Source organism: Teichococcus vastitatis (genome assembly GCF_003604215.1).
In the GTDB taxonomy this organism is placed as follows: domain Bacteria; phylum Pseudomonadota; class Alphaproteobacteria; order Acetobacterales; family Acetobacteraceae; genus Pseudoroseomonas; species Pseudoroseomonas vastitatis.
Genome location: NZ_QXGS01000123.1, coordinates 1 through 2171, shown reverse-complemented (window position 1 = coordinate 2171; position 2171 = coordinate 1). Strand labels below are relative to the sequence as shown.

The 2171-nt window shown below is 57.2% G+C and carries 1 rRNA gene; it reads right to left on the bottom strand.

The features are described 5' to 3' along the window. Positions 1 to 2171: ribosomal RNA gene (locus D2K64_RS23365) — 23S ribosomal RNA — on the bottom strand; the annotation flags it as partial.

Here is a 2171-nt window from a genome sequence, read left to right as displayed (position 1 = left end):
GAGATCAATTGGGTGATTAGGACCGCTCAGCTGCGTCGGTTACCCGACTTCCACTTGCGGCCTATCGACGTGGTGGTCTTCCACGACCCTTGGGGAGACCTGGTTTTGAGGCTGGTTTCCCGCTTAGATGCCTTCAGCGGTTATCCGTTCCGTACTTAGCTACCCAGCGATGCTCCTGGCGGAACAACTGGTACACCAGAGGTACGTCCATCCCGGTCCTCTCGTACTAGGGACAGATCCTCGCAAGTCTCCAACACCCATGGCAGATAGGGACCGAACTGTCTCACGACGTTCTAAACCCAGCTCACGTACCGCTTTAATCGGCGAACAGCCGAACCCTTGGGACCTGCTCCAGCCCCGGGATGCGATGAGCCGACATCGAGGTGCCAAACCTCCCCGTCGATGTGGACTCTTGGGGGAGATCAGCCTGTTATCCCTAGAGTACCTTTTATCCGTTGAGCGATGGCCCTTCCACGCGGGACCACCGGATCACTAAGGCCGACTTTCGTCTCTGTTCGCGCTGTCGCGCTCACAGTCAGGCGGGCTTATGCCTTTGCACTCAACAGCCGATGTCCGACCGGCTTGAGCCCACCATCGCGCGCCTCCGTTACCATTTGGGAGGCGACCGCCCCAGTCAAACTGCCCACCACGCAGGGTCCTGGCCCGGGATAACCGGGCTCAGTTAGATGCCAGAAAGGCGCAGGGTGGTATTTCAAGGATGGCTCCGCCGAAGCTAGCGCCCCGGTTTCATAGCCTCCCACCTATCCTACACAGCCCCTTCCTGGCACCACTGCGAAGTTGCAGTAAAGGTTCATAGGGTCTTTCCGTCTGACCACGGGTACCCCGCATCTTCACGGGGAATTCAATTTCGCTGAGCCCATGCTGGAGACAGTGGGGAGGTCGTTACGCCATTCGTGCAGGTCGGAACTTACCCGACAAGGAATTTCGCTACCTTAGGACCGTTATAGTTACGGCCGCCGTTTACCGGGGCTTCGGTTCGATGCTTGCACATCTCCCCTTAACCTTCCGGCACCGGGCAGGCGTCAGACCCTATACGTCATCTCTCGATTTCGCAGAGTCCTGTGTTTTTACTAAACAGTCGCCACCCCCTGGTTTGTGCCACCCAACCCTGGTTGCCCAGAATTGGGTCTCGCTTATCCCGAAGTTACGCGAGTAATTTGCCTAGTTCCTTCAGCATGGTTCTCTCAAGCGCCTCGGTATACTCAACCAGTCCACCTGTGTCGGTTTCGGGTACGGTCTATATGTCAGAGCTATTTCCTGGAGTGATCCAGCCGCCCCTCCAATCCAATAAGAAGGAACAACGTTTCACACTCGTCACTTCTGACAGGCCCAGGAATATTCACCTGGTTTCCATCGGCTACGGCTGTCGCCCTCGCCTTAGGGGCCGGCTCACCCTGCGCGGATTGGCCTTGCGCAGGAACCCTTGGACTTTCGGCGGGAGAGGTTCTCACTCTCCTTGTCGCTACTCATGTCCGCATTCGCACTTCCGATACCTCCAGCGGCCCTCACGGGTCCGCCTTCACAGGCTTACGGAACGCTCCGCTACCGCGCATTTGCATGCGCCCACAGCTTCGGCAGATGGCTTGAGCCCCGTTACATTTTCGCCGCAAGACAGCTATTAGACCAGTGAGCTATTACGCTTTCTTTAAAGGATGGCTGCTTCTAAGCCAACCTCCTGGTTGTTTTGGCCGTCTCACATGCTTTCCCACTTAGCCATCATTTGGGGGCCTTAGCTGGTGGTCTGGGCTGTTTCCCTCTCGACAATGGACCTTAGCACCCACTGTCTGTCTGCCGCCCTGTACTCGCCGGCATTCGGAGTTCGGTAGGGTTTGGTAGGACTTTGGGTCCCCCTAGCCCTTCCGGTGCTCTACCTCCGGCGGTAATCGAACGACGATCTACCTCAATAGATTTCGCGGAGAACCAGCTATTTCCGAGTTTGATTGGCCTTTCACCCCTAGCCACAGCTCATCCCCGACTTTTTCAACAGGCGTGGGTTCGGCCCTCCAGTGCGTGTTACCGCACCTTCAGCCTGGCCATGGCTAGATCACTCGGTTTCGGGTCTTCTGCCTGCAACTCAGCGCCCTGTTCGGACTCGCTTTCGCTGCGCCTACACCTAACGGCTTAAGCTTGCTGCAAACAGAAACTCGCGG